The organism is Chryseobacterium ginsenosidimutans, assembly GCF_039536845.1.
GTDB lineage: Bacteria > Bacteroidota > Bacteroidia > Flavobacteriales > Weeksellaceae > Chryseobacterium > Chryseobacterium ginsenosidimutans_B.
Genome location: NZ_BAAAZJ010000003.1, coordinates 24,261 through 37,074 on the forward strand (window position 1 = coordinate 24,261; position 12,814 = coordinate 37,074).

Sequence of the window (12,814 nt, forward strand, 5' to 3'; positions counted from 1 at the left end):
TTTTATAATAACAAATAAAATTTCCAACAAATTAATTTAAAATCTTTATTAAAGATTTATGCATCAGTTTCATCCGGTAAATCTTCATCGATTCCGTTATCTACTGCCATTTTTCTTGGCTGCATTCGGTTGCTCATCAAATCGTTATATTCACTTCTGTTTTTGAAAATTTTAATAGCTGTGAATATGGCTTCGGTAAAACTCTGCTCATCTGCAACATTTTTTCCTGCAATATCGTAAGCAACTCCATGATCGGGAGATGTCCTGATAAAAGGAAGTCCAGCTGTATAATTTACCCCTTCTTCATAAGCTAAAGTTTTAAATGGAGCTAAACCCTGATCGTGATACATCGCTAAAACTGCATCGAAACTTTTGTATTTGCTCGGCTGGAAAAAACTGTCAGCCGGGAAAGGCCCGAAAGCCAGAATTCCGTTGTCTGAAAGTTCTTTGATTGCCGGAGAAATAATCTCAATTTCTTCATTGCCGATCACACCGCCGTCTCCGGAATGCGGATTCAGTCCTAAAACCGCAATTTTTGGTCTTGAAATATTAAAATCTTCAATTAAAGTCTGGTTTAAAACTCGGATCTGTTTTTTTATTTTCTCTTTAGAAATATTTTCGGCAACCTGAGCAATCGGGATATGATGCGTTAAAACAGCTACTTTCAGATCTTCCGTTACCAAAAACATTAACCCTTTTTTGTTAAACTTCTCTTCAAAATATCCTGTATGACCGGCGTGTTTGAAGCCCATTTTCATCATTTCATCTTTATTGATCGGTGCAGTTACCAAAACATCAATTTCTCCTTTTATTAAAGCTTCTGTTGCGGCTTCTAAAGAATCAATTGCCATTTTTGTGGATTCCTCTGTTGGAGTTCCTAATTCTACCATAGAATTTTCCTTCACAAGATTTACCATGTTTAGTTTTCCTGCCTGTGCCTGTGAAGCTTCATTAATGTAATTGAAGTTTACATTAAGCTTGAAAATATTTTTCTGATAGGTAAATAATTTCCCCGAACCAAAAATTACTGGCGTGAAAAAATCCGTAATGGTTTTGTCTGCAAGGGATTTCATGATGATTTCGGGACCGATGCCGTTGAAATCTCCGATTGAAATTCCTACTCGTACTTTATGGTTTTTTGGGCTCATTTTGATTATCTTTGAACATTATAATTTACAAATTTAGCAAAAAATAATATGTTCACAGGAATAATTGAAGCAGTTGGAGTTATTGAGAAAATAGAAACAAACGGAAGTAATATTGATTTTACTCTTACATGTCCTTTTACAGATGAATTAAAGATCGATCAAAGTCTGGCGCACAACGGCTGTTGTTTGACGGTTGTGAAAATTGACGGGCATCAATATGTTGTAACTGCAATCAACGAAACGCTTGAAAAAACAAACCTTGGAAAATGGGAAGTAGGCTCTGTAGTGAATCTTGAACGCTGTATGAAAATGGATGGAAGACTGGATGGTCACATTGTTCAGGGGCACGTTGATAAAACTGGTGAAGTTGTAAGTATTGAAAATAAAGACGGAAGTTATTTTATTACCATGAAATATGAAGATAACGGAAGTTTTGTAACTGTTCCGCAAGGTTCGATTACCGTAAATGGAATTAGTCTAACAGTTGCAAAAAGCGAAGACACTCAGTTTTCTGTGGCCATTATTCCTTATACATGGGAATTTACAAATATGCAACATTTAAAAGCTGGAGATAAAGTTAATTTAGAATTTGATATAATTGGTAAGTATATTGCTAAGTTAATTAAAAAATAGAGGATGTCAATTAATATGTATAAAGGTTATAGCTTAAGGAATCGTGTGTTTTTCGGTTTCTTGTTGGTATGTCTTTTAAGTGTTGTAGCCTCTTCGCTGGTTCCTTATTTTGTTCTAAAACAAAATTCTGAAAAGCAAAGTGAGATTGATATGCAGAGCAAAACAGGTGCTGTAATTGGATATCTTGACTATGCGGTGAGCAGGACACAGGTGAAAACCGATGATCTGAAGAAAGTTTTGGAGAGTAAAATTTTCGAGATTGCGGATATTAATCATCACGATATTTTTTTGTATGATCTGAAAGGGAATTATCTTTTGTCTAATAGAGAAGAAAGTCTTGTGGAGCAAAAAGCTGTACCTATTAACATAGTAAACAGGATTTTAGCTACTAATGCAAGAGTTGACATCAAAAGTTATGATCCTGCTAAAGACGCAGTACTTACTTCTTCGTATTTACTTCTGAAGAATAATGATCTGGAGCCGATTGCGATTGTGTATATTCCTCTTTATCACGATGAATCTGCCTATTTCGGTGTTCTTAATACATATGTGAAATATATTGTTTTAGTTGATATTTTGTTGATTTTATTCAGTATTTGGTTCAGTTGGATCATGTCGAATAGCTTGGCAAAAAATATCACTAAATTTTCTGATATGATTACACGTATCACATTGTTTGAGAATGAGATGCGCCCGATCAGATATTATAAAAACGATGAATTAAATGCTTTGGCAAGAGCTTATAACAGAATGATTCTTCAGATCCAGGATCAGAAAGAAAGGCTCCGTTTCAAAGCTTCGGAAGAAGCATGGCGGGAAATGGCAAAACAAGTTGCACATGAGGTCAAAAACCCTTTGACTCCAATGAAATTGACCATTCAGAATTTTGAAAGAAAATTTGATCCCGAAGATCCGAATATCAGAGAAAGAGTAAAGCAAATGAGTAAAACAATGGTTGATCAGATCGATTTAATTGCGACTGTTGCTTCTGCTTTCTCAGAATTTGCAAAACTTCCCGAAAAAAATAATGAAGTCATTAATCTGAATACAGAAGTAGAAGATATTCTTCGTGTTTTCAATGATGATAGTATTTTCATGCATTCTAACAAAGGGAATATTATGATCAATATGGATAGAATTTATCTGTCCAGAATTATCACAAACCTTGTTACTAATGCGAGACAGGCGGAAAGTGAAGAAAGAAAGCTGATCATTAATGTTGATGTTGAGCAACATCAGAGAAGAGTAATGATTTCTGTTCAGGATAACGGAATTGGAATAGAAGAGGGTATATATGAAAGAATTTTTGAACCCAATTTTACCTCCAAAAACAGCGGAATGGGGCTTGGTTTATCAATGGTGAGAAAGATGGTGGAAGATTACAAAGGCGAAATTACCGTAAAATCTGAAGTTGGAAAAGGGTCAACATTCATCATTACTTTGCCGACAAATTTATAGTGAAATCATTTAAGTTTAAACAATTCGAAATTCGACAATCAAAAAATGTCTTCCGTGTAGGAACAGACGGAGTTTTGTTGGGTGCTTTAGCTAATGTAAATAATGCCTCCAAAGTTTTGGAAGTAGGAACCGGGACAGGTTTGATTTCATTAATGTTGGCTCAGAGAAATTCAAATGCAGAATTTTTAGGAATTGATATTAATGAGGAAGCCGTAAATCTTACTCAATTAAATTTTGAAAATTCTCCTTTTAAAGCAAGGTTGAAAAATATTCATCAAGATTATAAAAATTTTGAAACGGAAGAAAAATTTGATTTAATAGCTTCAAATCCACCTTATTTTGAAGCTTCGGATTCTGATAAAGATAAAATTGCCCGACAGACTGTAGAATTAAATTTTAGTGAGCTAATTTCAAAATCATCAAAACTGCTTTCTGAAGACGGAATTTTTTCTGTTATAATCCCGGCTGAACCTGGAAATGATTTTGTTGAAATCTGTGAAGAAAATAGATTGTTTTTAATCCGAAAAATTAATATTAAAGGAATAGAAAACTCAAAAATAAAAAGGGTAATCCTGGAATTTTCATTAACTCAAGATATATTTGCAGAATCAGAATTTATCATAGAAAAAAGTCCGAGACAATACTCGGACCCATATCTTGAACTCACGAAAGAGTTTCATGTTTTTAAGGGATAGAAGTTGGAAATTAGATTTTAGAAGTTAGTAGCATCATAATCTCGAAATTTCTTAATCTTTTAATTATCAGTTATTCAAATAATTCCGCCGTATCCAATACAGAAACTTTTCCATCTTCACATCTGATGGCTTCTCCCGGAAAGTTTTGGATCATGTGGTAATCATGTGTTGCCATTACAACTGCAGCGCCGTTTTCAAGGGCAACCTGCTTCAATAATGTCATAATTTCGTTAGATGTTTCAGGATCGAGATTTCCTGTAGGCTCATCCGCTAAAATTAAATCAGGATGATTAAGAAGAGCTCTTGCAATCGCTATACGCTGTTGCTCACCTCCAGAAAGTTCATGAGGCATTTTGTGTTTTTTGCTCTTCATATTTACGCTTCCAAGAACTTCGTTGATGCGGTCTTCCATTTTTACTTTATCATTCCAGCCTGTTGCTTCAAGAACGAATATTAGGTTTTTTTCAACTGTTCTGTCAGAAAGCAATTGGAAATCCTGGAAAACAATTCCCAATTTTCTTCTTAGATTCGGAACATCTGAAGCTCTCATTTTTTCCAGATCAAAACCTACAACAGCTCCGTGTCCTGCTGCTAAAGGAATGTGTCCGTACAAAGTCTTTAAAAGTGAACTTTTTCCTGAACCTGTTTTTCCGATAAGATAGCAGAATCTTCCCTTTTTGATATTAAGATTCACATCAGAAAGAACCGTGAAGTTTTTTTGCGCAATCTTGGCGTGTTGTAAACTTATGATATTATCTCCGGAGATATTTGTATGTGGCATAATTCAATTTTAAAGTACTGTTTCTAAAAATATTTTCAACTTTTAAAAATAGTAAAAAGAACTGTAAGGAAGGTAAATTTTAGTAAATTTTAACAACAAAAAATGCTTGAAAAACTTCTTCTCAAGCATGATTTGTATATGATAATAAAAAGATTATCTCTTAGCGCGCGCAGCACTTACAGTTAAACTCTTTCTGCCTTTAGCTCTTCTCGCAGCCAAAACTCTTCTTCCATTTGGCGTAGACATTCTTTCTCTGAAACCGTGTTTGTTTCTTCTTTTTCTTTCTGATGGCTGGAATGTTCTTTTACTCATTACTATATGTTTAAATCGTAATTATCTATTATATTTTTCAGGTTGCAAAGATATAGATTTTTTTATAAGATACAAATATTACAAATCTTTTTTTTAATTTTTTTGCCTTGATTTTTAATAACCTTATTCATGAAGCCCGATTGCTAAACGAATTTTCTTGTTATCAAAAATAATATTAATGATTTATTTAAAAGCTCTATCTTTGGAAACCCAAAATTAAAGAAAAAAATAAACATAATGATGTTTACACAAGCAGAACTTTCAGAAATCAAGACTTTACTTACCCCGGAAAATAAAATTGTAATTCTTACACACTATAATCCGGATGGTGATGCTATTGGTTCGAGTCTTGGTTTGAAACATTATTTAAAGGCAAAAGGGATCTTTGCTGAGGTGATTGTACCCAACGATTTCCCGAAGTTTCTGAAATGGATGCCTGAAGCGAAAAAAGCTTTGATCGCCGAATACAAAAGAAAAATTGCTTTTGATCTTATCAGTGAAGCGGATGTTATTTTCTGTCTTGATTTTAATTCTCCTTCAAGAATCGGTTTGTTGGGCGATTGGCTTACAAAAGCTAGAGGAAAAAAAATCCTTATCGATCACCACCAACAGCCGGAACCATTTGATTATGTATATTCTGATACGGTAATTCCTGCAACTTGCCAGATGATTTATCATTTTATTGAAGCGATGGGCGACGAAAATTTGGTAAATAAAGATATTGCAGAATGTCTTTACACAGGAATCATGACGGATACAGGAGGTTTCCGTTTCCGTTCTACAAGTGCAACAACGCATAGAATTATTGCTAATTTAATTGAAAACGGAGCAGATCCTGCAATGATCACTTCAAATACCTGGGATACGAATACAGTTTCGCGTCTTCATTTGTTGGCGTTGATTTTAGGTAGAATTGAGGTTGTAAAAGACGGAAAAGTGGCAGTTTTATACCTTACAAGAGAAGAACTTAAAGAATATGGTTTCCAGAAAGGAGATACAGAAGGTTTTGTAAATTATGGTTTAAGTATTCTTGGCGTAAAAATGGCAGCGTTTTTCATGGAAGATTTATATGAAGACTTCATTAAAATTTCTTTCAGAAGTAAAGATGATATGGATGTTAATCAATTCTCGAGAAAATATTTCAGTGGAGGTGGGCATATTAATGCAGCCGGTGGAAAATCTAATGAATCTTTGCAGGGAACGATTGCAACTTTCAAAAACAGAATAGAAGGGGAGGAGAGTTTGTAGTTTGATATATGTTTTTGTTATTCAGAGCGAAACAAAGTGTAGCGTGGAATCTAAGCGTTATTTATAAATTTTTATAAAAATACCTTTGCAGAGATTATTAAGGAATGACAAACTATGTATTTTATCTTTAACAAAAAAGGTTTTAAGCTTAGAAAAACTCTAAAATCCTCTCACACTAAAGCCCTCAGACACATTACTCTATAACTCAAGAAAATCTGGAATATCCCTTTTTTTCCAGTTCTTTACAGGTGTATTCATACACTTCCTGAAACATGATATCAAAAGATTTTTTATTAAATAAACTGAATTTTGTCATTTTCGGAGGATCCAAAAATATGTCGCATGATTTTGCTTTAGAATAAACCGATTTTGCGATGGCTAAGTGTAAAATCCTGTCAAATTCTTTCATTAAACTCATCTTTTCCAAACTATCATAACTGATGGAATTAACGTGTGAAGCAATTAAAAAATCACATTTATCAACGATCGGTTCAATTGGTAAATTATCTAAAACTCCGCCATCAACATAAATTTTTTCTCCCATTTTTACAGGCGGAAGGATAAAAGGAACACTTGAAGAAGCCAATAAAGGAGCGAAAAGTTCACCCTCCGAAAAGAAATCAACAATCCCGTGAGTCATTTCTGTAGCGGCAACGTATACAGGAATTTTCAATATTTTAAAATTATCTTCAGGAAAATAATCGGTGAGCAATTTTAAAATAAACTTAGAGCTAAAAATCCCGTTTTTAGAAAGTTTTAAATATGATCTTGAAAAAAAAGTAGTCTGTTTTACAATTTCCATCATCTCATCCGGAGATTTCCCGAAAGAATAAAATGCCCCGACGATTGACCCTGCACTTGTTCCTGAAATAATATCAGGTTTCAGATTGTATTCTTCCAAAGCTTTCAAAACTGCAATGTGAGCGATTCCGCGCATTCCTCCTCCCGAAAGTGTCAAGCCGATAATCGGTTTCTTTTTTTTGAAAGAAAAAAAATCCATCATAATTTAGAAAACTAAATGTTTCGGCATATGATGAAGAAGTTCGGTATTGATGATTTCCGCACAAATACTCGGTTTTTCCCAATGTCCGTTGTGCCCGCAATCGAGAACGTAAGATTTGATATTGGTTCTGTCAGGAAGATGTTTGATCAGTAATTCTGTTTTTACGGCATTGTCGTGTTTTCCGGCGATTACTAAAATTTTTGATTCCAGGCTTTCCAGAATGTGTTTTTTATCGGTTCTTTCCACCATACCTTTTACTGAAGCTAATGCGCCCAAATTGTTTGTAGAAAGAGCAATTTCCAGAGCAGTTTCTATTTTTCCTTCTAAAACATCTCTTTCGTTTGGGTTAAAAAGATTAGGAATTCCTGCTCTTGCATAATGTGGGAAAGCATCTTTTATAATCCGATAGCTTTTTATGCGCTGTTCTTTTTTCTCGGCATCATCCGGAAAATAAGTGGAAAAAAATAATGTTAAACTTTTTAAATATTCGGGATGTTTTTCGGCGAAACCTAAAGAAATATAACCACCCATCGAATGTCCTAATAAGTGAATTTTTTCTAAATGTAAATGATCTAAAACTTTTTTCACTTCTTCTGCGACCAGTTCCATTGTCTGAACTTCCGCAATAATGTCCGACTGTCCATGACCGGGAAGATCGATTTTTAGCAATGAAAAATTTTCAGAAAGATAAGGTTCCATGTCGTTCCAAATGTGAAGATTTTCCATGAAACCGTGAAGCAGAACCAAAGTTTCTTTTCCGTTTCCTTTTCTCTCGAAGTTTAGCATAATTTCAACAATTAAAAGTGAATATCAATATACTCAACAAATCCCGAACCATTCACCATGTCCTGAAGTCTGTATGTTTTTCCGCCATCTTTAGACATAAAGGTTTTTGTACCTTTTCTTACATATAGTTTTCCATTTTCGTTTTCAGACACACTTTCAGAAATGTCTCCTGTGAAATTCATGTGTTTGTCGGATACCACCGCCATAAATCCATCGATATGTACGTAGCTTTTACCTGATTTTATATCTCCGGTTACATTATAATGATCAGCTTCTCCATCGATTTTTTTGAAATCAACGGATCCTGAAGTCTTTATTGAATTATGTGTGAATTTGTGGCTTCCGTTAAAATCTTTAAAATGATTTTTGGATTTGATGCTGTCGTTTATTTTAGTTCTTGCAGCATTAATAGAATCAACAATTTTTGTACTGTCCGTTTTGTTTGAAGTGGAAGCTGCTTCTTTTTTAGAACAGGAAATAAGAAAGACTGTAATGGCTAAAGCGGTTAAAAAATTTTTCATTAAAAAATAAAATTATACTCAAATGTAAATAAAAAAAGAGCATTTTGAAAATGCCCTTTGATCTTATTTGGTTAATTCTTCGTAAACTTTCTTTTCCCAAGGTTTGATGTCGGTAACTCCGTAGCGTTCTTTTTTGGAAATTGCAACGTTGTCCAAAACATCTACGAAATTTTTATAGTTTGCATCATCTGTTGGTTTTATAATAATTGTGAAGATTTCTTTTTTCGGAGCTTTGTTATAAGCTTCGGAAATGACTTTAGAAATATTAATTCCACTAAAGTTTGTTTCTTTTAAATTACTTGAATTTAAATCTTCTTTACTGCTTTGATGATAGAATACTCTATTGTTTTTACCAAGAATAAATGTAATTTGATTATTTACATCAATATCAATTGGTGGTTGTGGAACAGGATTAGGTGAATGATCTTTCGCCGGTAAACCCAAATCCATCACATTGGGTTTTGTGAAATTTGTGGTAAACATAAAGAATGTAATTAATAAAAATCCCAGATCTACCATTGGAGTCATATCAACTCTGATTGGTTTTTTTCTTTGTTTGCTTCCTCCTTGCTTTTCTTGTGCAATTACTTCAGCCATAATTAATAGTTTTTAAAATGTTAAACGGTACAATTAAAAGTAAAAACTTACTAGTTGTTTTGTGAGATCTATACAAAGTTTGTACCTAAAATTTAAAAATGATATTAATTTCGTAATTTAATTAAAAATTTATCCTTAAATATTGTTAAAATCAATGCATTAAAAAAGCCTTACCAATAAAATTGATAAGGCTTGCTGTATTTTTTTTGTGAGAATTACTTATTTTTTTTGTAATAATTTACCCCACATTCAAGGAATTTCTTGAAATCTTCCTTCGGCATATATCCTGAAACGGGAGCATTAATCACTTTTCCATCCGGAGTTACCAAAACGTAGTGCGGTTGAGAATTATTATTAAAATTCACTTGTTGGAACAAGCTCCATCTGTCACCAATCGTTTTTACTTTTTTCACTTGTCCGTCACCCAAATCAATCTTCGTTTTTTGATCTTCAGGAAGTTCTTCTTTATCATCAACATAAAGTGAAGCCAAGACAACATCATTTTGAAGGATCGGTAAAATATCCGGTTCGCTCCAAACGAATTCCTCCATTTTTCTACAGTTTTCGCAACCGTAACCTGTGAAGTCAATTAGGATCGGTTTGTCTTCTTTTTTAGCTAATTCAACAGCTTTAAAGAAATCGTGTTCAGGGTGCATTCCCAAAATCCCGTCTTTTTCATTGTGGAAATAACTTACATTTAACGGAGGTAAAATTCCGCTTAATAATTGCAGTTTCGGACGTTCAGCAGGAATTAATCCCTGAATCATATATATTACAAAACCAATTCCTAACACTCCTAATACTTTTCTGGTGATGGAAATTTTAGGCTTTTTATCGTCGTGCGGGAATCTGATTAATCCAAATAAATATAAAGCTAAACCGATTCCTATAATAATCCAGATTGCGATGAAAAGTTCTCTTTTTAATAAGAAAGTTTTAGAAACTAAATCTGCTTTTGACAAGAATTTCAACGCTAAAGCCAATTCGATAAATCCTAAAACAACCTTCACTGTATTCATCCATCCTCCGGATTTTGGAAGACTTTGTAAAGCTTGTGGGAATAACGCTAATAATCCGAAAATGATTGCCCAAGCCAAGCCAAAACCTGTTAAAGCTAAAGTTAAAAGCGTCGGAATATGAGATGATCCGGATAATGAACCACCCAATAAACTTCCCAGAATAGGACCTGTACAAGAGAAAGATACAATCACCAAAGTTAAAGCCATAAAGAAAATACCGATGATTCCACCTGCTTCTTCCGCTTTTGAAGATTTGTTTGCAATGGAACTTGGTAACGAAATATCGTAATATCCGAAGAAGCTTCCTGCAAAGAAGATGAATACGATAAAGAATACAATATTAAGCCAAATGCTTGTAGAAATTTCATTGAAGACGTTTCCTGCAATTCCGTCAATTAAATGAAAAGGAACACTTAATAAAACAAAAATCAAAAGAATGAAAAATCCATAGATAAATGCGTCTCTTTTACCTTTTGCCTTGTTTTTATTCCCTTTTGTAAAGAATGAAACAGTTAAAGGAATCATCGGGAATACGCAAGGCGTCAGCAATGCAATCAATCCTCCGATAAATCCTAGGAATAAATATGTCCAATAATTTTCGCTGTCTTTAATAGCTGCCGTTCCGCAATCTGTCAAAGGTTTTTGGAAATCAATAGATGGTATTTTTAATTGTTTTGGATCAAGTTCAGGTTTTTCTGTAACGGTAACTTTCGAGTTTGCCGGAGCAACGACCGTAACTTCAGCAGTTTTTGCAGAATCTTTTACCGTTTCGGCAGTTGTTTCCGTGGTGGCTGCTTCTGTTGCACCTTTTGGCGTAACTTTTTGATTAAATTCTAATGTATTCGGAGCGAGACAAACTCTGTCGTCACAGGTCTGATACGTAATCTCGGCAACTACATCGGCAGGTTTTGCACCGTCTTTTAATTTAAATTTTTGCTTAAAACCGGCAGAATTAGAATAGAAAATAATCTTTCCTCCAAAAGCCTCAGAAAATTCTTCATGCTTTTTACCAACTTCAACAAATTTTCCGATCAACTCGATATTTTTTCCGGAAACTTTATACTCAGTCGGAATTCCCGTATCTTCCGGAATGTCTCTTGAATAAATATGCCAACCGCTTTCCATCGTTGCATTCAAAACAGCTTCGTATTGGTTGTCTCCTAATTCGTTGATTGTAAATTTAAACTTTACAGGATTTTTGATTTGTGCATTAATCCCCGTTGCTAAAAATAACAGAATTAATAAAAACCAGTTTTTAAATTTCATTTTACTTTAATTAAAAATTTTGAGAATATTTTTCGTTTTCTCATCCCTCGCATATCGTCTGTCCTGCCTGAAAGGTATAACTCCAAGAACGGAATTTTTGCCATCAGTCAAAATCCAGATTTTTTGCCTCGCTAAAATAGATAATTTTTCGTCCCTAAAAAATTTAGAAACCTTCTTTTTCCCTGAAAACCCCGACGGATAGAATTCATCACCCTCTTCATGCTTCCTTAATTGCAATGGAAACTGGAGTTTATCGGCGTCAAAATCCCATTCAAAAGTTTTATTGATTCCGTCAATGCTTTCAATAGTATCTTCGAGATTAATGGCGATTTGGTTTGCAGAAAAGTCAAATTTTTCAATCAAAAGAATTTCATCTTTCGTGTTTTTGTCTCTGTCATTAAATTTCCATCTTCCATTTTCGATCTTTCCACGTATAATTAATTCATCATAATTAACGATCAATTGATAATCTTTTGAAAAAAAAGAGCTTCCATTTTCAGCTTTAAAAATTTTTGGAATTTCCTCTTCTTGGTTAAAACCATATTTTTTTAAGATCTCAAACCTGACAAAATCACTTTCCTGATTCAGCTTTTCTTTGGATAGAATTTTATACTCTTTGTTAAAAATTGAAATTCTTTCTTCGATTTCCTGAATTTGCTGCTGAACAAAATCTTTAGTTTGATTTAAATAAGAAATGCTTTTTTTGAAGTTTTCAAGAAAATGATCATTTGTTTCCAATAATTTTGGGACAATTTCATTTCTGATTTTATTCCTTAAGTAATCACTTTTTTTATTGGAAAGATCTTCACGGTATTCAATTTTGTTTTCTTTTGCGAATTCGTAGATCTCTTCTTTTGTGAAATTTAAAAGCGGTCTTAAAATTTTATTATCATTCGCAGGAATTCCACTCAAGCCATTAATTCCGGATGCTTTGGAAAGATTGATGATAAAGGTTTCCAGCTGGTCATTCAAATGATGAGCGGTTACCAGAAATTTCAGGTTTTCTTTTTCCTGGATTTGTTTAAAGAAATTATACCGAAGTTCTCTCGCCCAAAGCTGAATCGAATTTTCCGGCTTGTTGTCTTTTTTTGAAACTTCATATAAATGAAATTTAATATGATTCTTTTTACAGAAATCCTGAACTGTTTTTTGATCCAGATCAGAGTCTTCCCCGCGAAGTTTATAATTAATGTGTGCAATATGAAAATCAATTCCTAAGTCCTTAAAGATATGTGCTAAAACCATAGAGTCGGCGCCTCCGCTCACTGCCAAAAGATAGGTGTGGTTTTCTGGAGAATGAACAAGATTTTCTAATTGATTTTTAACGTGTAATGTTTTCAACATCTG

The 12,814-nt window shown here is 33.7% G+C and carries 13 protein-coding genes; 4 read left to right on the top strand and 9 right to left on the bottom strand.

Features of this window, described 5'->3' with window-relative positions; genetic code table 11:
- Window positions 1-56: 56 nt before the first annotated feature.
- The gene (gene pdxA, locus ABD745_RS00220) at window positions 57-1,148 is read right to left on the bottom strand and encodes a 4-hydroxythreonine-4-phosphate dehydrogenase PdxA (protein WP_344823377.1); all 1,092 of its coding nucleotides are present in this window, start codon (window positions 1,146-1,148) and stop codon (window positions 57-59) included.
- Window positions 1,149-1,196: 48 nt separating this feature from the next.
- Between pdxA and ABD745_RS00225 the strand changes: the two genes are divergently transcribed.
- The 3 genes from ABD745_RS00225 to ABD745_RS00235 are packed head-to-tail and all read left to right on the top strand — an operon-like array spanning window position 1,197 to window position 3,934.
- Window positions 1,197-1,781: a riboflavin synthase gene (locus ABD745_RS00225; protein WP_344823380.1), complete on the top strand. Its 585-nt coding sequence runs from the start codon at window positions 1,197-1,199 to the stop codon at window positions 1,779-1,781.
- A gap of 3 nt (window positions 1,782-1,784) precedes the next feature.
- On the top strand, window positions 1,785-3,239 hold the full coding sequence (locus tag ABD745_RS00230; RefSeq protein WP_344823383.1) for a sensor histidine kinase: 1,455 nt from the start codon (window positions 1,785-1,787) through the stop codon (window positions 3,237-3,239).
- Entirely contained in the window at window positions 3,239-3,934 is a 696-nt protein-coding gene (locus ABD745_RS00235; protein WP_344823386.1) for a tRNA1(Val) (adenine(37)-N6)-methyltransferase, read from the top strand. Before ABD745_RS00230 ends, ABD745_RS00235 begins: the two co-directional genes overlap by 1 nt.
- 70 nt (window positions 3,935-4,004) lie before the next feature.
- Here ABD745_RS00235 and ABD745_RS00240 read toward each other — a convergent pair whose 3' ends face one another.
- Together ABD745_RS00240 and rpmH are read right to left on the bottom strand one after the other, a co-directional pair.
- Window positions 4,005-4,715 (bottom strand): cell division ATP-binding protein FtsE, encoded by a 711-nt coding sequence (locus tag ABD745_RS00240; RefSeq protein ID WP_344823389.1) that lies wholly within the window; start codon window positions 4,713-4,715, stop codon window positions 4,005-4,007.
- A 153-nt stretch (window positions 4,716-4,868) separates the two neighbouring features.
- Window positions 4,869-5,027, bottom strand: coding sequence for a 50S ribosomal protein L34 (rpmH, locus tag ABD745_RS00245; protein ID WP_039365072.1), 159 nt, complete (start codon window positions 5,025-5,027; stop codon window positions 4,869-4,871).
- A 240-nt stretch (window positions 5,028-5,267) separates the two neighbouring features.
- On the opposite strand from rpmH, the gene ABD745_RS00250 reads away from it, so the two are divergent.
- Window positions 5,268-6,275 (top strand): DHH family phosphoesterase, encoded by a 1,008-nt coding sequence (locus ABD745_RS00250; protein ID WP_344827161.1) that lies wholly within the window; start codon window positions 5,268-5,270, stop codon window positions 6,273-6,275.
- Between the two features lie 205 nt (window positions 6,276-6,480).
- On the opposite strand, the gene ABD745_RS00255 is transcribed toward ABD745_RS00250, so the two are convergent.
- The 6 genes from ABD745_RS00255 to tilS all read right to left on the bottom strand — a co-directional run bounded on the left by ABD745_RS00255 (window position 6,481) and on the right by tilS (window position 12,811).
- Window positions 6,481-7,278 (bottom strand): patatin-like phospholipase family protein, encoded by a 798-nt coding sequence (locus ABD745_RS00255; protein WP_344823408.1) that lies wholly within the window; start codon window positions 7,276-7,278, stop codon window positions 6,481-6,483.
- Between the two features lie 3 nt (window positions 7,279-7,281).
- On the bottom strand, window positions 7,282-8,064 hold the full coding sequence (locus ABD745_RS00260; RefSeq protein ID WP_344823411.1) for an alpha/beta fold hydrolase: 783 nt from the start codon (window positions 8,062-8,064) through the stop codon (window positions 7,282-7,284).
- An 11-nt stretch (window positions 8,065-8,075) separates the two neighbouring features.
- Complete coding sequence (locus ABD745_RS00265) at window positions 8,076-8,585, bottom strand: hypothetical protein (RefSeq protein WP_344823416.1); 510 nt, start codon at window positions 8,583-8,585, stop codon at window positions 8,076-8,078.
- Between the two features lie 63 nt (window positions 8,586-8,648).
- On the bottom strand, window positions 8,649-9,182 hold the full coding sequence (locus ABD745_RS00270) for a biopolymer transporter ExbD (protein ID WP_344823419.1): 534 nt from the start codon (window positions 9,180-9,182) through the stop codon (window positions 8,649-8,651).
- Between the two features lie 215 nt (window positions 9,183-9,397).
- The gene (locus tag ABD745_RS00275) at window positions 9,398-11,467 is read right to left on the bottom strand and encodes a protein-disulfide reductase DsbD family protein (RefSeq protein WP_344823422.1); all 2,070 of its coding nucleotides are present in this window, start codon (window positions 11,465-11,467) and stop codon (window positions 9,398-9,400) included.
- Between the two features lie 6 nt (window positions 11,468-11,473).
- Window positions 11,474-12,811, bottom strand: coding sequence for a tRNA lysidine(34) synthetase TilS (tilS, locus tag ABD745_RS00280; RefSeq protein ID WP_344823426.1), 1,338 nt, complete (start codon window positions 12,809-12,811; stop codon window positions 11,474-11,476).
- Between the last annotated feature and the right edge of the window lie 3 nt (window positions 12,812-12,814).